At 70.2% G+C, this 18984-nt stretch carries 20 protein-coding genes; 9 read left to right on the top strand and 11 right to left on the bottom strand.

The window, feature by feature from the left end; all coding sequences use genetic code 11:
- Positions 1 to 198: transposase (locus ABT294_RS49790; protein ID WP_350813570.1), on the top strand; the 198-nt coding region annotated here is incomplete at its 5' end.
- Positions 199 to 649: 451 nt separating this feature from the next.
- A complete protein-coding gene (locus ABT294_RS49785; protein WP_350813569.1) occupies positions 650 to 1345 on the top strand; it encodes a hypothetical protein in 696 nt (231 codons plus the stop codon).
- A gap of 19 nt (positions 1346 to 1364) precedes the next feature.
- Here the strand turns inward: ABT294_RS49785 and ABT294_RS49780 are convergent, their stop codons facing one another.
- From ABT294_RS49780 to ABT294_RS49765, 4 genes are all read right to left on the bottom strand, one after another.
- On the bottom strand, positions 1365 to 1604 hold the full coding sequence (locus ABT294_RS49780; protein WP_350813568.1) for a hypothetical protein: 240 nt from the start codon (positions 1602 to 1604) through the stop codon (positions 1365 to 1367).
- 485 nt (positions 1605 to 2089) lie between these two features.
- Positions 2090 to 2893 carry an alpha/beta hydrolase family protein gene (locus ABT294_RS49775; RefSeq protein WP_350813567.1) on the bottom strand — a complete coding sequence of 268 codons (804 nt, stop codon included), beginning with the start codon at positions 2891 to 2893 and terminating at the stop codon, positions 2090 to 2092.
- On the bottom strand, positions 2890 to 3660 hold the full coding sequence (locus ABT294_RS49770; protein ID WP_350813566.1) for an alpha/beta hydrolase family protein: 771 nt from the start codon (positions 3658 to 3660) through the stop codon (positions 2890 to 2892). Before ABT294_RS49770 ends, ABT294_RS49775 begins: the two co-directional genes overlap by 4 nt.
- Positions 3657 to 5036 carry an MFS transporter gene (locus tag ABT294_RS49765; RefSeq protein ID WP_350813565.1) on the bottom strand — a complete coding sequence of 460 codons (1380 nt, stop codon included), beginning with the start codon at positions 5034 to 5036 and terminating at the stop codon, positions 3657 to 3659. Before ABT294_RS49765 ends, ABT294_RS49770 begins: the two co-directional genes overlap by 4 nt.
- A gap of 73 nt (positions 5037 to 5109) precedes the next feature.
- On the opposite strand from ABT294_RS49765, the gene ABT294_RS49760 reads away from it, so the two are divergent.
- Both ABT294_RS49760 and ABT294_RS49755 read left to right on the top strand, forming a co-directional pair.
- Positions 5110 to 5673 (top strand): PadR family transcriptional regulator, encoded by a 564-nt coding sequence (locus ABT294_RS49760; RefSeq protein ID WP_350813564.1) that lies wholly within the window; start codon positions 5110 to 5112, stop codon positions 5671 to 5673.
- 127 nt (positions 5674 to 5800) lie between these two features.
- Positions 5801 to 6514: a hypothetical protein gene (locus ABT294_RS49755; protein ID WP_350813563.1), complete on the top strand. Its 714-nt coding sequence runs from the start codon at positions 5801 to 5803 to the stop codon at positions 6512 to 6514.
- Positions 6515 to 6592: 78 nt separating this feature from the next.
- On the opposite strand, the gene ABT294_RS49750 is transcribed toward ABT294_RS49755, so the two are convergent.
- Genes ABT294_RS49750 through ABT294_RS49740 form a run of 3 tightly spaced genes read right to left on the bottom strand, consistent with a single transcriptional unit; the run spans position 6593 to position 9682 of the window.
- The gene (locus ABT294_RS49750; protein WP_350813562.1) at positions 6593 to 7402 is read right to left on the bottom strand and encodes a carbohydrate ABC transporter permease; all 810 of its coding nucleotides are present in this window, start codon (positions 7400 to 7402) and stop codon (positions 6593 to 6595) included.
- Complete coding sequence (locus ABT294_RS49745) at positions 7399 to 8322, bottom strand: carbohydrate ABC transporter permease (protein WP_350813561.1); 924 nt, start codon at positions 8320 to 8322, stop codon at positions 7399 to 7401. The genes ABT294_RS49750 and ABT294_RS49745 overlap by 4 nt, the downstream gene beginning before the upstream one ends.
- Positions 8323 to 8356: 34 nt before the next feature.
- Entirely contained in the window at positions 8357 to 9682 is a 1326-nt protein-coding gene (locus ABT294_RS49740) for an ABC transporter substrate-binding protein (protein ID WP_350813560.1), read from the bottom strand.
- Positions 9683 to 10044: 362 nt separating this feature from the next.
- On the opposite strand from ABT294_RS49740, the gene ABT294_RS49735 reads away from it, so the two are divergent.
- Together ABT294_RS49735 and ABT294_RS49730 are read left to right on the top strand one after the other, a co-directional pair.
- On the top strand, positions 10045 to 10899 hold the full coding sequence (locus tag ABT294_RS49735) for a polysaccharide deacetylase family protein (protein WP_350813559.1): 855 nt from the start codon (positions 10045 to 10047) through the stop codon (positions 10897 to 10899).
- A 67-nt stretch (positions 10900 to 10966) separates the two neighbouring features.
- The gene (locus ABT294_RS49730; protein ID WP_350813558.1) at positions 10967 to 11722 is read left to right on the top strand and encodes an SDR family NAD(P)-dependent oxidoreductase; all 756 of its coding nucleotides are present in this window, start codon (positions 10967 to 10969) and stop codon (positions 11720 to 11722) included.
- 33 nt (positions 11723 to 11755) lie between these two features.
- Here the strand turns inward: ABT294_RS49730 and ABT294_RS49725 are convergent, their stop codons facing one another.
- From ABT294_RS49725 to ABT294_RS49715, 3 genes are all read right to left on the bottom strand, one after another.
- Positions 11756 to 13357 (bottom strand): ABC-F family ATP-binding cassette domain-containing protein, encoded by a 1602-nt coding sequence (locus tag ABT294_RS49725; RefSeq protein ID WP_350813557.1) that lies wholly within the window; start codon positions 13355 to 13357, stop codon positions 11756 to 11758.
- 195 nt (positions 13358 to 13552) lie between these two features.
- The gene (locus tag ABT294_RS49720) at positions 13553 to 13978 is read right to left on the bottom strand and encodes a hypothetical protein (RefSeq protein ID WP_350813556.1); all 426 of its coding nucleotides are present in this window, start codon (positions 13976 to 13978) and stop codon (positions 13553 to 13555) included.
- Between the two features lie 91 nt (positions 13979 to 14069).
- The gene (locus tag ABT294_RS49715) at positions 14070 to 15071 is read right to left on the bottom strand and encodes a helix-turn-helix domain-containing protein (protein WP_350813555.1); all 1002 of its coding nucleotides are present in this window, start codon (positions 15069 to 15071) and stop codon (positions 14070 to 14072) included.
- 96 nt (positions 15072 to 15167) lie between these two features.
- Between ABT294_RS49715 and ppk2 the strand changes: the two genes are divergently transcribed.
- Entirely contained in the window at positions 15168 to 15968 is an 801-nt protein-coding gene (gene ppk2 / locus ABT294_RS49710; protein ID WP_350813554.1) for a polyphosphate kinase 2, read from the top strand.
- On the opposite strand, the gene ABT294_RS49705 is transcribed toward ppk2, so the two are convergent.
- The gene (locus ABT294_RS49705) at positions 15965 to 16861 is read right to left on the bottom strand and encodes a D-alanyl-D-alanine carboxypeptidase family protein (RefSeq protein WP_350813553.1); all 897 of its coding nucleotides are present in this window, start codon (positions 16859 to 16861) and stop codon (positions 15965 to 15967) included. The two genes, ppk2 and ABT294_RS49705, sit on opposite strands and share 4 nt — an antisense overlap.
- A 219-nt stretch (positions 16862 to 17080) precedes the next feature.
- Between ABT294_RS49705 and ABT294_RS49700 the strand changes: the two genes are divergently transcribed.
- Both ABT294_RS49700 and ABT294_RS49695 read left to right on the top strand, forming a co-directional pair.
- A complete protein-coding gene (locus ABT294_RS49700; protein ID WP_350813552.1) occupies positions 17081 to 17842 on the top strand; it encodes a TSUP family transporter in 762 nt (253 codons plus the stop codon).
- Positions 17843 to 17998: 156 nt separating this feature from the next.
- Entirely contained in the window at positions 17999 to 18970 is a 972-nt protein-coding gene (locus ABT294_RS49695; RefSeq protein ID WP_350813551.1) for a helix-turn-helix transcriptional regulator, read from the top strand.
- Positions 18971 to 18984 lie beyond the last annotated feature (14 nt).

The raw sequence follows: 18984 nt of genomic DNA, 5'->3' as shown, positions 1-18984 counted from the left end.
GCCAGCCCTGCCCGTGAACTACGCGACTTCGTCGCCGGCCTTCGTCGCGACTGGGCGGCGGTCAAAGCCGGACTCACTCTGCCCTACAGCTCCGGGGCAGTGGAAGGCAACGTCAACCGCATCAAGATGATCAAACGGATCATGTACGGGCGGGCTAACCCCGACCTTCTCCGCATCCGCGTGCTGCACGGCTACTGATCACGGAAAGTGAGCCATACCCACACGCGCTTGGCCGTTGACACAACCCCATTGGGATGATCTTGAAGCGGAGAGCGGCAGGCGTTCGCGCTGGTTGAGGTCGGGTGCTGCCACGGATAGTGCCCGCTTATCTGTGCTACTAGGGTTCGTCACCTGCGGTGCCAGACGACGTGACCTCGAACCACAGGCCATGGAGTTGCGACGCTCTGTGATCATCGAGGAGACCTGTGCCCGCGCCTCGTCCTCGACCGGATCGCTGTCGACGGCTCAACCGCCACGACTCCCCCTGCTCACACCAACCCTGGACCGCCTGGACGACCTGGAGCCATTGGGTGTGGCTCTCTTGTAGGGACCGGTTGGGCCGGAAGGTTGTTGATCAGGCCGCTGTGGTGTTTGCCGCCTTGTACCGTTTCGGGCAACTAGATGATCATAGAGCGTTGGACGGTGCGTGATGGCGGAACTGACGGCGTACGAGGCCGGCTGGCGCAAGGTCTGCGGAGACCTGGACAACCATCCCCGGATCAAGATCCTTTACGCCTTCCAGGGAGAGCTCGACACGGATTTCACCGATGTCACCGCCTCGTGGGCGGCTCTCGTGGGCGAGCAGGAGGTCAAGGCGCCCGCCGCGCTGGAGCAGTGTGGTCTGCGCTTTCGGGAGCTGGGACGCCAGTGGAAGAGTGAGGGGCCGAACGTCAACGGTGAGTTCTACCTCACCCACATCGCGCGGGCGAGCAGCCCGGGGCTGGAGGGGGAGTGGATCGAGTCGTGGGAGGGCAAGAAGCTTTTCCGGTCATCGCAGTTGCGCACCATCGATGACCACCCCGTCACGGGTACGGGTCACTATGCCGCACTACGGCTGCTTCCGTGTGAGGGCGAACCCGAAATCTGGTGGGTGGCCGAGCCTCGCTACGGTGCCTGGAGGATGGACGTCGGCTACCGTGAGTACCTGGAGATGCTTCAGCTGACCAAGGGCGCCTTCGACTGGCAGTTCTTGTTCACCCGGGCGCCGCTGGGAAATGAGGAGTTCGAGCGCGTGTGCGATCGAATGGAGAACATGCTCGACGCATTGCCGGTCTTGTTCCCCGAGCACGACTACGAGCCGCTCAGGGAACGCTTCTCTGCGCGTCTTCGAGATGGGTGCAGCTAGGTCTTACTGACCTGAGCGATCAACTGGTGAGTGCGTATTCCTCCTGGTGATCGGTCAGCCAGCCCCGCTCGACCAGCCGCGTGAGCTTGCTGCGCAACCTCTCCACCTTGGCCGCCGACCCACCCTGCCCCACCGCCATCGAGATCTTGCCCACCCGCATCGCCCCACCGGCATCGGTCGGCACCTCCAGCACATCTCGATACACCCGCGGCAACACCGACGGGTCCAGCTTCGGCTCCCACGGCGGCACCGTCACCACACCCCGACGTTCCACCTCAACCGGCCGCTCACCCGCCTGCCCGACCCGCAGCCCGGCCTCCGCTCGCCTTCCTGCATCTCGGCGTCAACGCCCTCGCTTGCTGACAGGATTCGGCGACAGGCGAGGCCGCCCTTGCCTGGATGAGTCAGCCGGGAGCGGCGCAGGCGATGCAGGGTGAACCCTCCGCCTGCCGGGTCGTAGCGCTTGGTGGCCTGCTTGAAGAGGTACTCGGCCCGCTCGTACGACAGCCGGGCTACGGGGTCGTCGACTTGCTATCTTTCACCATCTTCAAGGAAGAAACACCCAATGAGAGAGCTGTTCGCGAGTTGACGTCCGTTTCGTCGTTGGGATGGGGAAAGGCGGGCTGGTCGGACGAAGACCCTTGTGGAGGGCGATGCAGCTTTCGCTACAAGAGGTGAACCGGATGAAGGGGGAGACATGGCAGGCTGTTCACCGGTGGCGGTCACCTTCCCAGGCGCAACCGGTCAGGTGAGAGAGAGCCGTTTACTGAGCCAGGTGGTGGTGAGGGCGAGGGTCTGTTCCGCAATCGATTGGTCCTTGCTGAGGAAGTCGCCCTTGCTCTGGTCGGGTTCGAGGACACCGAAGATGTGGTCGCCCCCCTCGAAGATCTTCAAGGTCGCGTCGGTGGAGGAGGAGGCGGCGATCAGGGCGCGGCTGGCCGAGCTTGGCACGATGTCGTCGCCCTCGCAGGCGACGCAGAGGAGTGGCCCCCGGTAGCCCGCGATGACGGCCTCGACGTCGGTGGCGGCGGCGGTGTCGAACCACTCGCGGGAGAAGGTGAAAGACCGCCAGGGCATGTCCAGCGTGACGTGGCCGTCGCGGCTGGCCTGCTCGCGTAGGTCGCCGAAGTAACTGTTCATCATGTTGATCGCTCCGGAGCCCCACTGCACCAGCGCGGCGACGCGCGGGTCGGTCCCGGCGATCAGGGAAGCGATCAGCCCGCCCTGGGAGAATCCGGCCAACGCCAGGGGGCCGATGTCGGGCCGTGCCCGCAACCAGTTGAGGGCCGCCGTGCCGTCGGCGACCTCGGTGGTGATCGTCATGTCGGTCTGCGGCTCGGTGGAGTCGCCGCAGCCCCGGAAGTCGATGCGCAGGGAGGCGATGCCCGCCTCTGCCAGCTGTACGGCCAGCCGGGCGAACAGGCCGCCCACCTCGTCCTTCTGCGACATCGTGCCGTGCAGCAGCACCACGGCGGGGAACGGGGCCCGGCCTTGTGGGGTGACGAAGATGGCGGGGATGTCGAAGCCGCCGCCGTCGATCTTGATCATGGAGTCTCCTTGAGCGTGGTGGCGAGCCAGTCGGCGGTCAGCGTGATGGCTTCCTCGGCCTTGTGTTGGTCGTCGGTCAGGACGTTGAAGATGTGGTCGGCGTCGGACAGCACTCGCAGGTGGGCCCGGTGCGAACCGGCGTGAGCGAACAGCTCTCTGGCCTGTGCTGGACCGGTGAGGTCGTCGTCGGCCGCGGCCAGCACGAACAGCGGCTTGGTATAGGCGGCGAGCGCGGTGAGGGGTCGGGCGGCCAGCGCGGTCTCAAACCACTCCAGGCCGAACCGCCATGGCGAGAAGCCGGGTGAGGGCGGCATCGGGGCGGAGCCGTCCCGTTTGGCGATCTCATGTAGTTCGGTGAAGAAGTCACCCACTCGGCTCATCGGCGACCAAACCGCCAGCGCGTCGGGGGTGATCGCGGTGGTGGCCTGGGCGGTGACGAAGGCGCCCTGGGAGAAGCCGAGTACGCCCACGCCGGTGGTCTCCGGCCGGGCGCTGAGCCAGCGGAAGGCAGTGGTGACGTCGGCGACCTGGGAGGTGATCGTGCAGGCGCTCTGCGGCAGGTCGCTCTCGCCGCAGCCGGGCAGGTCGATGCGGAGCGAGCCGACGCCGCGGGCGGCCAGGGCGTGGGCCAGCCGCCTGAGCAGGCCGCCGACGTCGTCCTTGCTGCCGTTGGTGCCGTGGACCAGCAGGACGGCGGGCGCACCCGGTTGCCAGATCGCGGGGATCTGGTGGGCGCCGCCGTCCAGCCGGAGTTTCTGCTCGCTCACGCGGTCACCTCCGTCCGCGAGGGGTCGGGCACCAAGGCCCCGGCCAGCACTGACAGGACCGAGAAGACCGCGAGCACGCCTACGGTGACGACGAAGGCCGACTGGCTCGTGCCGCCCAGGCCCGTCAGCACGGAGACGGCGGTCGAGATGCCCAGAGCGGCCCCGATGGAGAACGCGCACGACATCATCGCCGGTAGGAACGACGGGTTCTCCGCGGGCGAGAGCAGGACGGCCAGCCCGTTGGCGGCGGTGGAGGCGAAGCCGGAGAACAGCGCGCCGAGCAGCGCCGTGGAGATCACCACGGCCCACAGGACGGGTAGGAACGCGGTCAGGACGACCATGCCCGCCGCCATGCCGACGAGCCCGATCAGCAGCAGCGTGCGCCAGCCGACCTTCGGGGCGATCATGCCTGCGAACGGAGCGCAGGCGAAGGAGAGCACCGAGGCGGGAATGCTGCACAGCAGCGCGTAATCCAGCGCGGACAGGCCGAGCCCGGCGTCGGGGTTCTGCCCGAACATCGGCAGCGCGAAGGCCGTCAGCCCGGCCAGCGCGCCCATCGCGAAGATCGGCACCAGCAGGAGCGGCCAGGTCCTGCGGGAGCACAGGTGGCCGACCTGGATCATGGGCCGCGGCGAGCGCTTCTCCACCAGGACGAACCCGGCCAGCAGCGCCAGACCCGTGGCGAGCAGGCCGAGGGTCTGGGAGGAACTCCAGCCCCACGTGCTGCTGTTGGAGACGGCGGTCAGCAGGGCGAGGACGCCGAGGGCCAGCGTGGTCATCCCGGCCCAGTCGGGCCGAATCTGCCGGTCGGGCTCGTCGGCGGGCAGCAGCCTGGCCACGGTGACCACGGCCACGGCCTGGACGACCAGCATGATCCAGAAGATGGCCCGGAAGCCGTAGGTGTCGGCCAGCCATCCGGCCAGAATCGTGTCGGCGCCGCTGATTCCGAGGTTGACCATGTTGAGCAGGCCAAGAGCGCGGCCGAACCGCTCCGCGGGCAGGTGCCGGTGGGTCAGGATGTTGGACAGCGGCATGGCGACCACGCTGAAGCCCTGTAGGACGCGTCCCACCGTGAACACCCCTGGCCCGGGGGCGATAGCGCACAGCAGCGAGCCGAAGACGCACGCCAGCAGAGCGGCGAGCAGGGCGTTGCGCCGCCCGAACCGGTCGGACAGCGGAAGGAAGACGGTGGCGAGCGCCCCGGCCAGGGCGGAGAGCGCCTGGGCCAGGCCGATCGCGCCCGGGTCACCGCCGAGGCCCTTGGTGATGGCGGGCAGCGCGGGGAGGGCCATCGTGAAGGTCAGTTGATAGGCCGTGACGGCCAGGATCAACGTGGTCAGAAGCGATCCCTGGGAGGGTCGCGTGGCAGTCTGCATGGCGGCTCCTGGAGAGGTGTGCGTGAGGGTATATGACTCGTGCCATATATGACTAGTGCCATATGCTGCGGAGGTGAAGTTCGAACACCTGCTGCTCGGTTACCTGGGCATGCGTCACGCGACGGGCTACGACCTCAAGCGCTGGCTCGACTCCGAGCTGGGCCGGATCTTCCGTCCGAGCACGCAGTTGAGCCAGATCTACCGGGCGCTGGCGAAGCTGGCCGAGCAGGGCTGGGTGGTCTTCGACGTCGAACGGCAGGAGGGACGGCCCGACGCGAAGATCTACCGGCTCACGCCGGACGGTCATCAGGAACTGCGGGCTTGGCTGGCCACGCCCTACCAGCCCACTCCACGCTTCGCCGAACCCGAGTTCCTCACCCGCTTCCTCTTCGCGGGGGCGCTGTTGTCGGATGCCGAGGTGGTGGGGCTGGTGCGGGTAGAACTTGAGGCTCGACGCGGCCAACTGGCCGAGTTCCGGGAGCGGGCGCGGCCGGAGGAGCGGTGGGCGCCGGAGCTGGACTACGAGCGGGCTATGCGGGCGCTTGACAGGGCGCACGAGTATGAGGACAGGGCACTGGAGGGCCATGTGCGGTGGCTCGAGGAGATCCTGGATGATCTGGTGATTCGCGGCGCGTGACTGCTGTCGCAAGGGCCAGGCCAATGCGGACGCACGGATATGTCGCTCGGGTAGGGCTTGCGCTCACCTGAACGGTCAAGAAGGCCCTGCGCGCCTACGTCGATGGTCTAGGCAAGGATCTACGCTCATGAACTACCAGGACCGCGTCCGCACGCATATCGAGGAACTCCGTTCCACGCCGGATGTCGTCATGCGCACCTGCGAGATCGGATCAGGGCCGCCCCAGGAGCTCTCGGCTGACGACGCCGTGCTGATCGGCTCCGTCTGGGGTGGCGACGCTGTCGAGGGCGTCCGGGACTACCTGCTCAGCACCGATCGCATCCACGTCGCATGGCACACCGATGACCACTATCTCTACGGGGAGTTCGCTCTCAAAGATCTCCGGAACTGCCTGTCCGACTTCGGCCTGCCCTATACGGATGAGCGGCTACCCCCAGAGAAACAGGAGCTGATGGGGTGGGAGCTGAAGACGCTGGAGGAGGAGCCCGGATCGGGCCGCCTGACCGCGTTGCGGGTGCCTTTCGGCGCCCAAAGCCGGGAGCTGTGGTTCTACGACATGAACCACGAGAGGCTGGAGCTACTGGAACTCGACTACCAGTCCTACGTGGAGAACCTGCTCCTCATGAAGGGAGCCCCGGGCTGGCAGTACCTCTTCGCCGAGGTTGACCTCGGCGAAGGGGAGTTCCGGTCTATGGTCAGTCAGCTGGACAGGACGCTGGAGGCGCTCCCCGTGCTCTTCCCCGACCACGACTACAGTCGCCTGCAGGAACGTTACGAGGCCCGCTGTTCCAGGTCGCCGGAGTTTCGTCGTCATAAAGGTCCGTGGACGATCCAGCCGTAGCCGTCGTTCCATGGCGGCGGGTTACCTGGGGCCACGTCGATCGCGGGGCCCGCCGGAGAGATGCTCAACTCCGTCCGGTCATCCTTTCAGGGCACCTCCCAGCAGGCCGGAGACGAACTGGCGCTGAAACAGCACGAAGATCAGCATCAGCGGCACCGTGGCCAGGAACGCGCCCAGCATCAGCCCCGCGTAGTCCACGTGTGACAGCCCGATCAGGTGGTTCAGCGCGACGGGGACCGTATAGCGCTGCTCGGAGTTCAGCATGAGCAACGGCCAGATGAACGCGTTCCACTGCGAGATGAAGGTGAAGATGACCAGCGCCCCGAGCTGCGGGCGCACGCATGGGAGCACGATCCGGTAGAAGATCCGCAGGTCGCCGGCGCCGTCCAGCCGCCCGCTCTCCAGCAGTTCGTCGGGGAAGTCCAGGAACGCCTGCCGCATCAGGAAGATGCCGAACGAGTTGGCCAGGAACGGGATGATGATCGACTGGTAGCTGTCGACCCAGCCGATGCTGGCCATCATCTGGAAGAGCGGCACCAGCAGCACCTGGAACGGGATCATCATGGTCGCCAGCACCACGCCGAGCAGCAGCCCGCGGCCCTTGAACCGGAACTTCGCCAGGCCGTACCCGCACATGGCCGACACCAGGCCGCTGAGCGCCGTGTAGACCAGCGCGGTCCACAGGCTCGTGGCCAGCACCCTGGCGAAGTGCACGCTCTCTTCGAGCCTGGCCAGGTTGGCCATGAGATCGCCGCCGGGCAGGAACGGCGGGGGCGAGTCGAACAGCTCACTGCTGTCGTGAGTGGCCGCGACGATCATCCAGTAGAACGGGACGACGCTGATCACCGCGCCGGCGGCGGCCGGCACCCAGACGAGCAGGCGCTTCACACGCGGTCCTTTCCGAAGTAGCGGAACTGCAGCCACGACAGGCCGCCGATGAGCGCCACCACCACCCAGGCGATGGCGGCGGCGTAGCCGAAGTCGAACTGACGGAAGCCGACCTGGTAGAGGTACAGGATCGGCGTCAGGGTGGCGTCGCCCGGGCCGCCGCCGGTCAGCACCAGCGGCTCGTCGAACAACTGCAGCGTGCCGATCGTCGAGGTGATCGAGCAGAACAGCACCACGGGCTTGAGCTGCGGCAGGATCACCCTGCGGAAGGCGGTCAGCGGGCCCGCCCCGTCGATCGCGGCTGCCTCGTACTGCTCACGCCCGATCGCCTGCAGCCCCGCCAGCAGGATGATCGCGTTGTAGCCCGCCCACCGCCAGGTGATCGAGGCGATCAGCGCGACGCGCGCCCAGAACGGGTCGTTCAGCCAGTCGACCTGCAGGCCGAGCACCTGGTTGACGGCGCCGCCCTCGGTACGCAGCAACACCCGGAAGACCACGGCGTAGGCGACCAGCGTGGTGACCGCGGGCAGGAAGTACGCGGTCCGCAGCGTCGCGCGGAAGCGCAGCCACGACTGGTTGAGCACGTACGCGAGCACGGTGGCCAGACCGATCATCAGCGGCACCTGGACGACCAGGATCAGCCCCACGTTCAGCAGCGACTGCAGGAACGAGGGGTCGTGCACCATCCGCGCGTAGTGGTCGAAGCCCACACCGCCGCCCTCCAGTTGGAGGCTCTGGAGGAGGGAGGCGGCCAGCGGATAGGCGAAGAACAGGGCGAACAGGGCCGCCGCCGGTCCTGCGAAGATCCACGGGATCGTCCGGCGACGCCACCTTCCGCGTTGCCGAGCCTGCGCGGGGATGGCGGCCAGTGAGGTGGAGTGCGCTGTCACCGCGCTGCCGCCCAGCCCGCCGTACCACATGCTGTTCGTTCGGCGCTTGTCGTTGCGGCGCTGCTCATGAGGCGACCTGGCGGTCGGTGGCGGCGGCGATCTGGGTGGCCGCCTCGTCGAGGACCGCCTTGGGGTCCTTGCCGTTCAGCAGCGCGCTGGAGACGGCCTTCTTCACCAGCTCCTCCGCCTGCTTGTCGTCGCCGGTCAGCTCGATGGGCGGGATCGCGCGCACCTGGTCGGCGAACAACCGGTTGACCTTCTGACCGCCGAAGTACGGCTGCGCCTCGTCGAAGTACGGGTCGGACAGCGCGGGCAGGTAGGCGGGGAACAGCGCCTCCGTCTTCATCATCGACACCTGCTGCTCCTTCTCCGCGAGCAGCCACTGGACGAACGCCCAGGCGGTGTCCTGGTTCTTGGTCTGCGCGGTGATCGCCAGCGCGGAGCCGCCGTTCGCGGAGGTACGGCTGCCGCCCTGGTCGAACGCGGGCAGCGGGATCACGCCGAACTTGCCCGACAGCTCGGGCATCTCGCCTGTCAGCGTGCCCGTCCACCAGGCGGCCGTCGGCTGGGTGGCGGCCTTGCCCTGCTTGGTGGCGGTGACCCTGCCGTCCCAGCCCTTCTCGTTCTGCAGCAGGTCCTGGTCCTTGAGCGTCTTGAGCAGGGTGAGGGCCCTGATCGCCGCGGGGCTGTTCACGGCGACCTTGCCGTCCTTGAAGTAGCCCTGGCCCAGTTGCTGGAGCAGGGTGGTGAATCCGGCGGCACTGGTCAGGTCGGAGACGAACAGCCGCTTGCCGGTCGCCTGCTTGATCTTCTCGCCGGCCTTGACCAGATCGTCCCAGGTGGCGATGGCTTCGGGGGCCACGCCGGCCTGCTTGAAGTAGTCGCGGCGGTAGAACAGGCCGACCGGCGCTGAGTCCCACGGCAGGGCGTACAGGCCCTTGGCGGACGAGGCGGCCGCCCACTTGGCCGGGTCGAAGTCCGCCTTGTACGTGCTCGCGACCCCGGTGAGGTCGACCAGGCCATTGGGGAAGTTCTCGGCGTATCCGGCGATCGCGGTGTCTTCGAGCGTGATGATGTCGGGCAGGCCGGAGCCGGACTTGAGACCGACCGTGATCTTGTCGTACGCGTTGTCGTAGCCGATGTCCACGACCTCGACCTTGGTCCCAGGGTGGGCCTGTTCGAACGCGGGGGCCAGTCGTTGCAGCGCCTTGGCGGCGACATCCCACGACCAGATCTGGATTTTTCCGGACACCGTCCCTGCCGACCCGGAGGACTGGGCCAGCTTCGGGGCCTTCGCGGCCGGGACGCCGCCAGTGGCGCATCCTCCGACGGCGGCCACGGTGGCAAGCAGTGCGGCAGCGAGGGGGGTGGTGAAAGTGATCTTCTTCACGGTGACATCCTGTGATATGCCATGTACTGCATACTGAGTTTTGAATACAATAGGGCCGCCGCGCCGGATGCACCAGACACTCGCGAAATGTCGGTCGTGGTGGCATGCGGCAAGTGATCAAGCGGCGGAGCCGTGATCAGGCTGCTCGCTCGCGCCCGCCGCCGTGCCCTGCTCGGCGTTCGCCGACAGCTGCTCGTTCGCGCGGAACGTCCTGCTGTCCCTTGGGGCTGCGCCGACGCGACGTTGACCCTGGCCTGCTCGGACGCTGCCGGACGCCTTCCTAGGCTGTGCCTCATGCGACTGCCCTGGATGGTGCCCGTGCCTGCTCCCGCAGCCGGGACGCTCCTCGCTCGGGTGTTCCGGTGATCGGCCGCCGTGGCTTCCTGGCCATCGGCGGGGGGCTGACGCTCGCGGCCTGCACGCCGTCCCTCCCCGAAAAGCCGGACGCCACGGGCCGCGCGGACGCTTCGGGCCATCCGGATCCGTCGGGTCGCCCGGCCCCGTCGGGGACGCCGGGGGCCTCGGGGAGGGCCGGTGCCTCGGGGAGGGCGCGCCCGATCACGCCCCTGCCCGGCGAGGTGCAGCACGGCCCCCGCGACCGCCCGCTGGTCGCGCTCACCTTCCACGGCTCGGGAGAGCCCGCGCTCGCCGAGCAGGCACTGGCGGCGATGGAGCGGGAGCACGCCCACGCCACCGTCCTGGCCGTCGGCACCTGGCTGGACCGGGCGATCGCCGACCGGATCACCGGCGCCGGCCACGACCTGGGCAACCACACCATGCACCACCTGGACATATCCACCCTCCCGGCGGACCGGGCCCGCGGGGAGATCGAGGAGTGCGCCGCCCGGCTGCACGACCTGACCGGCTCGACCGGCTCGTGGTTCCGCCAGTCCGCCGCCTGGCACGCCACCCCACTGATCCGGAGGCTGGCACGGCACGCCGGCTACCCCACCTGCCTCTCCTACGACGTCGACTCGCGCGACTACCTGGACCCGGGGGAGCGGGCGATCACGGGCAACGTCCTGCGCGCGGTGCGGCCCGGCAGCATCGTCAGCATGCATCTCGGCCATGCGCAGACGGTGGCCGCGATCCCCCGCATCCTGGACGGCCTGCACCGCCGCGGCCTGCGAGCCGTCACCGTGACCGAACTGCTCACCCGCCCAGCCGACCGGCACCCGGACGAACCACAGCCGCCCAGAACGAGCCGGACCCCGTAGACGATCAAGGATCGGGTAGCGTGGCGCGGGGTGTCCGGCTCGGTGGCACAGGACGGAGGTCGCCCTGGTGACGGCGCTGCCCACCAGCGGGACCACGCCGCCCCCGGCGGACGGCCTTCCGAAGGTGACGGTGGAGGTGACGGTCATGGGTGACGTGCTGGTGACGGGGGCGACCGGAGGGATCGGGACGGCGGTGGTCGCGGCGCTGGCGTCCGCCGGCCACAGCGTGATCGCGGTAGGCAAGGACGCCGGCCGGTTACGCGCGCTCGCCGCGACCGCGACCCGGACGGTGGAGGCGGATCTCGCCCGGCCGGACACGCTCGCGGCGGCCCTGGACGGCATCGACGCGCTGGACGGCCTGGTCCACTGCGCCGGGGTCGCGCACGTCGCCGCCGTCGGCGACACCAGGACGGAGACCTGGCAGGAGACGCTGGGCGTGAACGTGGTGTCGGCGGCCGAGGTGACCCGGCTGGCCCTGCCGGCGTTGCGCCGCTCGCGCGGACACGTGATCCTCGTCAACGCCTCACCGGGGATGACGGGGGTGCCCCGCTGGTCGGCGTTCGTCGGCAGCAAGGCCGCGCTGCGGGAACTCGCCGACTCGCTGCGCGAGGAGGAGGCCGGCAACGGGGTCCGTGTCACCACCGTCTACCCGGCGGCGACGGCCACGGAGCACCTCCGCGACATCAGGGAGGCGTTCGGCAGACCCTACGACCCGTCCGCGTGCATCCAGCCGGAGACGCTCGCGTCGATGATCGTCTGGGTCCTCGCCGCACCCCCGGACTCCTACGCCTGCGAACTGGCCGTCCTCCCCGCGCCGAGCTGACCCCACCGGCCGGCCGCGCTGCGGCGGGCGGGGTCAGGCGAGCGACACCAGGTCCAGGTAGGCGGGACTCCACAGGTCCTCGGTGCCGTCCGGCAGGACGAGGACGCGGTCCGGGCGCAACGCCTCGATGGCGCCCTCGTCGTGCGTGACCATCACGACCGCCCCCGGATAGGCGCCGAGCGCGTCGAGGACCTCGTCGCGCGAGGCGGGATCGAGGTTGTTGGTGGGCTCGTCCAGCAGGAGCACGTTCGCCCCCGAGTGGACGAGCCCCGCCAGCGCCAGCCGCGTCTTCTCCCCGCCCGACAGCACCCGCGCGGGCTTGTCGGCGTCGTCCCCGCTGAACAGGAACGCGCCGAGCACGCTTCGCGCCTCGCCGTCGGTCAGGTGCGGCGCGGCGGCGGCCAGGTTCTGCCGGACGGTCAGCGCCGGGTCGAGCGTGTCGTGCTCCTGCGCGAAGTACCCCAGCCGCAACCCGTGGCCGGGCACCACCCGGCCCGAGTCGGGACGTTCCTGGCCTGCGAGGATCCGCAGCAGCGTCGTCTTGCCCGCGCCGTTCAGCCCCAGGACCACCAGGCGGCTGCCCCGGTCCACGGCCAGGTCCACCCCTGACAGGACCTGGTGCGTCCCGTACGCCTTGGCCAGGCTGATCGCGCCGAGCGGCATCCGTCCGCACGGAGCGGGCTCCGGCAGCCGGATGCGGGCGACCTTCTCCGCGCGGCGGGACGGCTCCAGCCCCGCCAGCATCCGATCGGCCCTGCGCGTCATGTCCCTGGCCCTGACCGCCGTCGCCACGTGCGAGCGCATCTTGTCGGCCTGCGCGCGCAGCGCCGCCGCCTTGCGCTCGGCGTTGGCGCGCTCGCGGGTGCGGCGGCGCGCGTCGGTCTCCCGCTGCTCCAGGTAGGCGCGCCAGCCGGTGTTGTGGACGTCGATCGCGGCCCGCTGGGGGTCGAGGTGGAAGACCCGGTTGACGGTGTCGGCCAGCAGGCCGGTGTCGTGGCTGATCACCACCAGGCCGCCCTGGTAACCGGCCAGGAAACCGCGCAGCCAGCCGATCGAGTCGGCGTCCAGGTGGTTGGTGGGCTCGTCCAGGAGCAGCGTGTCGTGGCCGGCGAACAGGATGCGGGCCAGTTCCACCCGCCGGCGCTGCCCGCCGGACAGCGCGCCGACCGGCTGGTCCATGACGCGGGACGGCAGCCCCACCCCGGAGGCCACCCGCGCGGCCTCCGCCTCGACGGCGTACCCGCCGCCCGCCTGGAACGCCGCCTCCGCCCGGACGTAGGCGGCCATCGCGGCCTCCTGCGCGGACGGCCCGGCGGCGAGCGCCATCGCCGCCTCCGCCTCGCGCAGCGCCCGCACGGCCCGGTCGAGGCCGCGGGCGGACAGGATGCGGCCGGTGACGGTGGTGGCGGGGTCGGCGGCCCGCGGATCCTGCGGCAGGTACCCCAGGGAGCCGGTGCCGGTGATGGACCCGGCGGCGGGCCGGACGTTGCCGGCCAGGGTCTCCAGCAGGGTCGTCTTGCCCGCGCCGTTACGGCCGACCAGGCCGATCCGATCGCCGGGGGAGATGTGGAAGGACACGCCGGAAAGCAGCAGACGCGCGCCGACGCGCACGTCGACACCGCGAACGGTGATCATAAGGTAACGCTCCGTGAATGCTCAAGGACACACTGCTGACGCGAAGGCAGGTATCCGAGCTAGGAAACACGGGGCAGAGACATGCGGCCCACCCTATGCGACCGCTGAGAGCGCCCGCATCCGAATTAACCGCGCCCACGCTCGCCCAGGCGGCGGCCGGGCCTCATCACCGCCGCACACGGTCCTCCCGGTGGGTCAGGCCGTCACCGTGGCCGGGCGGCGCTGGACGTCGCGCGCCGTGAGGAACAGGAGCACCGTCCAGACCGCGCAGTACCCGCCGAAGACCGCGCCGCCGCGATCGGTGAGCAGCGCACCGCCCAGCATGCCGACCGCTCCCGCCGCCGCCATGGCGGTGCACAGCCACAGCAGCACGAGCACGCCCAGGCGCGCCCAGCGCCTGCGGAACCGCACCCGGGCGGCCAGCACGATCCCGATGACCAGCAGACCACTCCCCGCGTTGGCCCACTGGGCCAGCGCCACCTCGCCCGGCCCGTAGGCCTGGTAGCTCTCGGGGGAGACGCGCGGGCCGCCCGTGACGCCCAGCCGCCCCTCCAGAGCGAAATACACCTTCGACACCACGTACAGCCCGGTCCACCCCATGGCCGCGTATCCGATCCTCATGGCGGAGACTCTGCCAACCAGCGAGACCGTCCGGACTCCCCCGTGAGGGGGAACCGGGAGCTCGGAAGGGGGAGCCCGGCCACGCACGGGGTCAGCCGTCGAGCATGAGCAGGCCCTGCTGCGCGGCCAGGAATCCGGCGTGGAAGCGGGTGCGCGCGCCCACCCGCTCGCACAGCACCTGCACCCGCCGCTGAACCGTGCGCGAGCTGAGGCCGAGCTGCCGCGCGATGGCGTCGTCCTTCATGCCCACCGCCAGCAGCGCCAGGACCTCGGTGTCGGACGGCTGCGGCCACACCTCGGTCTCGACGCCCACCGCCGGGTCCGCCGACAGCCGCAGCGGGACCGCCGCCTGCCACAGCACCTCGAACAGCCCGACGAGCGCGTCCAGCAGCGCGGACGGGTGCACCACGAGTGCGCTCTCCACGGCCCGGTTCTCGTCGGACACCAGCGGCAGCATCGCCGTGCGCCCGTCGGCGATGGCCAGCTTCACCGGCACCTGCCCCAGCCTGGCCTGCTCGCCTTCGGCGATGGCGCGGCGGGTGTGCGCCAGCATGCCCGGCTCCTCGAACGCCAGCGGCCCGTAGATGCCCCGGATGGTGGCGCGCTGCCGGGCGGCGCGCTGCCGGTTCTCGCGGTCGTCGGTGATGTCCACCGCATACGGCGGGTGCACGAGCACCAGCATCTCGTCGGTGGCGTTGCGCTCGAGCTGGAGGTAGCGGCGGGCGACCGCGTCGCGTCCGGTGACGACCTCCAGCACCTCCTCCGGGTGCGGGCCGCTGCGGTCGGCGACCTCGGTGGCGAGCACCGCGGCGGCGGCCCTGCTGTGCGTGATCTCCTCCTGGCGGCGGGCTGCCAGGACGTCGATCGCGACCGTGGGCGGTGTCGCGACCAGCCGCAGCGGCCTGCCCGCCACCCGGGAGATCAGCCCGAGGTCCTCCAGCCGGGGCAGCATCCGCCGGATGGCCGCGGCCGACGCGCCGGTCTCGGCGGCGAGCTGGTTGAGCGTCGCCGGGCCGTGCCGCAGCAGCGCCCGGTAGGACGTCTCCTCGGCCGCGGTGACCCCGAGGCCCTCCAGTAACCGCCGTTGCGCCATGCCCGCCGTCCCTGCCTCGATCTCACGACCATCGGAGGAGCCAGACTAGACCGGGCCGCCGACGGGCAGGCTGATCAGATCAGAGGAGGAGGTCCGGTGGAGGCCAGGAGCGGGAGGCTGCGGCGCAAGCCGTACGAGAAAGAGCTGCTGCGCCTGCAGGGCGAGCTGGTCCAGCTGCAGGAGTGGGTGCGCGTCGAGGGGCACAGGCTGGTGGTGCTCTTCGAAGGACGCGACGCCGCCGGGAAGGGCGGCACGATCAAGCGGGTGGCCGAGTACCTCAACCCGCGCGTCGCCAGGATCGCCGCGCTCCCCGCCCCCACCGAGCGGGAGCGGACGCAGTGGTACTTCCAGCGTTACGTCGACCACCTGCCCGCCGCCGGGGAGATCGTGCTGTTCGACCGGTCCTGGTACAACCGGGCCGGGGTGGAGCGGGTGATGGGCTTCTGCACCCAGGAGGAGTACACCCGCTTCCTGCACCAGTGCCCGATCTTCGAGCGGCTGCTCGTCGAGGACGGCATCCTGCTGCGCAAGTACTGGTTCTCCGTCAGCGACGCCGAGCAGGAGCGGCGCTTCCACGCCAGGCTGGACGACCCGATGCGGCGCTGGAAGCTGTCGGCCATGGACCTGGAGTCGATCACCCGCTGGGAGGAGTACTCCAGGGCCAAGGACGAGATGATGGTCCACACCCACATCCCCGAGGCCCCCTGGTACGACGTGGAGAGCGAGGACAAGCGGCGGGCCAGGATCAACATGATCTCGCACCTGCTGTCGACGATCCCCTACCAGCAGGTCCGGCGGCCCCGGCCGAAGATCCCGGCGCGCCCGCCCGCCTCCGGCTACCACCGCCCGCCCCGGCTGGGCACGAGCGTCCCGGACGTCACCGCCGCGCTGGACTAGCGGGAGCTCGCCCAGTCCAGCAGCGCCTGCGCGGTCGAGAAGCGCCGGCTGGAGACCTCCTCGCCGAGGATCACGCCGACCAGGCGGTGGCCGCCCTGCTCCCCGGCGAACGACAGGGTGAAGCCCGCCGCGCGGGTGAAGCCGGTCTTCAGGCCGATCGCGCCGGGGTTGGCGAGCAGCTTGTTGGTGTTCGTCCAGGAGTAGGAGCCGTGCTCGGACGTGCCGGCCACGTCGTGCTGCCGGGTGCCGGCGACCTGCTTGAGCAGGGGCTTGTCCAGCGCCTTGGCGGCGAGCTTCGCCTGGTCCCTGGCCGTGGAGTAGCCGTCGCCGCCGGAGCCGGGCAGGCCGTCGGCGTTGACGTACTCGGTGTCGCGCATGCCGAGCGCGCGGGCGGTGTCGTTCATCTTCTTGGTGAACGCGTCGACGCCGGGGCCGTAGGTGCGGGCCAGGGCGTGCGCGGCGTCCGCGCCCGAGGGGAGCATCAGGCCGTACAGGAGTTCCTTGACCGACACCCGGTCTCCGGGGCGCAGGTCGGCGGTGGTGGCGCCGCCGTCCTCGGCGTGCCGCACGTCCGCGGAGGTGATCCGGACGATGTCGGTCGGCTTGGCGTTCTCGAGCACCACGTACGCGGTCATGACCTTGGTGATGCTGGCGATCGGCAGACGCTTGTCGGCGGCCTTGCTGAACAGCTCCTTGCCCGTGGCGGCGTCCACGAGATAGGCGGCGCGACCGAAGACGGCGGGCGCGTTGTCGGCGGCGGCAATGTGCGCGGTGATGTGCTGGGCGGTCGCGTTCTGCGGGGCCGGGGACTGGGCATACGCAGGCGCCGCCACCCCCGCGACCAGGGCGAACGCCCCCGCGCAGAGGGTAAGACGAGCTTTCCGGTGATGCATGTCGGAAAGGGTGCCGTGCGCCCCTGAATGTTGCCAAACGAAAAGCGCCGCCGGAAAAGGCCGGACGGCGAAACCGCCGACACAGCCGGGGTTTACGCAAGGTAAATCTTTTTGGCGCGGACTTAGCCGTGGTAAACGGAAGTGGGGGGTGGTGCGAAAGGTGAGATAGGCGGCCATGTACGCTCTTGACGCTCAGATGGGTGAAATCGGGGGATCGGCGTGCCGCTGGAACAGGTGCTCGTACTGCTGGCCGCCGCCGTGGGAGCGGGCTGGGTCGACGCCGTCGTGGGCGGCGGCGGGCTGCTGCAACTCCCCGCCGTCCTGATGACCGGGATGCCGCCCGTGCAGGCCATGGCCACCAACAAGCTGTCGTCGGTGTTCGGCACCGCCTCGGCGGCCGTGACCTACGCCCGCACCACCAAACTCGACCGCCAGGTGGCACTGCCCGGCGCCGGGCTGGCCGTCCTCAGCTCCGGCCTGGGCGCCTCGGCCGCCGCAGCGATCACCGCCGACGTGCTGCGCCCCGCCGTCATGGTGGTGCTGCTGGCGGTGGCCGCGTTCGTCACGCTGCGGCCGGCGCTCGGCGCGGTGCCCCAGCCGCACCTGCGCACCAACGTCAGGGTCGCCGTGGCCATCGCGACGGCGGGCGTGCTGATCGCCTTCTACGACGGCATCATGGGCCCCGGCACCGGCACCTTCCTGATCGTCGCGTTCACCACCATCCTCGGCCTGGACTTCGTCTCGGCCTCCGCCTCCGCGAAGATCATCAACACCGGGACGAACATCGGCGCGCTGTTCGTGTTCGCCTGGCAGGGGCACGTGCAGTGGGGGCTCGGCCTGGCCATGGCCGTGTGCAACATCGCGGGCGCTCAGCTCGGCGCGCGCATGGCGCTCAGGCGCGGGGCCGCGTTCGTCAGGGTCGTGCTGCTGTGCGTGGTGGCCGCCATGGTGGCCAAGCTCGCCTGGCAGCAGTTCGCCTGACGAGCCCTCGGTCACCTGCCGGGCAGCTCGCCTGACGAGCCCCGGCGGCCGCCAGATCGGCGAGTCCGGCCGCGGGCCCGTTCCCCGGTCACCGCGCGGGCGTCCTGGCTGGCCGGCGCCGGGGCACTTCGGGCGGCCGCACCTAGAATGGTCGCCATGCGCGCCAGCCGCCTGCTCTCCCTCCTGCTGCTCCTGCAGACTCGCGGCCGGATGACCGCCACCGACCTGGCCGAGGAGCTGGAGGTGTCGGTGCGCACCGTCTACCGCGACGTCGAGGCGCTGTCGGCCGCCGGGGTGCCGGTGTACGCCGACCGCGGCCCGGCGGGCGGCTACCAGCTGCTCGACGGCTACCGCACCAGGCTCAACGGGCTGACCGCCGAGGAGGCGTCCTCGCTGTTCCTGGCGGGCCTGCCGGGGCCGGCCGCCGAGCTGGGGCTGGCCGACGTGGCGGCCAACGCCGAGCTGAAGCTGCTGGCCGCGCTCCCGCCCGAGCCGCGCTCGCACGCCGCCCGCATGCGCGAGCGGTTCCTGCTGGACGTCCCGAGCTGGTACCGCGGCGCCGACGACGCGCCCCACCTGGGAGAGGTCGCCGAGGCGGTGTGGGAGCGTCGGCCGATCAGGATGACCTATCGCCGCTGGGGTCGGCAGGAGGTCGAGCGCGTGCTCAACCCGTACGGGCTGGTGCTCAAGGGCGGCTCGTGGTACATGGTCGCCGCCCCCGCCGGCGGCAGCCCCCGCACCTACCGCGTCTCCCGCATCCTCACCCTGTGCACGCTGCCCGGCCACTTCGACGGCCCCGCCGGGTTCGACCTGGCCGCGTTCTGGCGCGAGTACTCCAAGGAGTTCCGCGAGCGGATGTACAAGGCCGAGGCCGTCGTCAGGCTCGCCCCCGGCATGGACGACCTGTTCGCGTACACGATGGGCGCCGACGTGGTCGCCGCCGCGCTGGCCGCCGCGGGCGAGCCCGACGCCGAGGGCTGGCTGACCCTGACCGTCCCGATCGAGTCGATCACGCACGCCCGCTGGCTGCTGCTGCGCATGGGCGCGGCCGTGGAGGTGCTCGGCCCGCCTGAGCTGCGCTCCCTGATGGCGGAGGCGGTCGCCGAGCTCGGAAAAATGTACGGATAAAGCGGGGTTCGTTC

Origin of the sequence: Nonomuraea sp. NPDC000554 (assembly GCF_040300065.1) — a bacterium.
Lineage (GTDB): Bacteria > Actinomycetota > Actinomycetes > Streptosporangiales > Streptosporangiaceae > Nonomuraea.
This window is presented reverse-complemented; position numbering and strand designations above follow the sequence as displayed.